This is a genomic window from Frigoribacterium sp. AC759 (assembly GCF_979256015.1).
This window is the reverse complement of record NZ_CEEDMT010000222.1, coordinates 1-231: the sequence shown is the minus strand read 5'-3', so window position 1 is coordinate 231 and position 231 is coordinate 1. Positions and strand designations below refer to the sequence as shown.

At 71.4% G+C, this 231-nt stretch carries 1 protein-coding gene; it reads right to left on the bottom strand.

Annotated features, from left to right (window positions below; all coding sequences use genetic code 11):
• Positions 1 to 45 precede the first annotated feature (45 nt).
• Positions 46 to 231: hypothetical protein (locus ACZ6JE_RS15740; RefSeq protein WP_464319560.1), on the bottom strand; the 186-nt coding region annotated here is incomplete at its 5' end.

Genomic DNA, 231 nt, shown 5'->3' with positions numbered 1-231 from the left:
CGTCGCGACACGAGGTCGCGACGGGCTCGTCGGTTCAGGCGGGTGCTACGCGTCGACCGACGAGTCGGTCGACGTCTCGGTGGCGCCGCTCGAGTCGGTGTCGGCCGACTCGGCGACGACCGGAGCGAGCGAGAGCGTGCCGCGGTCGTCCGTCTTCGTGCTCTCGACCAGGATCGTCTGGCCGACTCCGAGCACGTCCTCGACGTTCTCGACGCGCTGGCCACCGGCGAG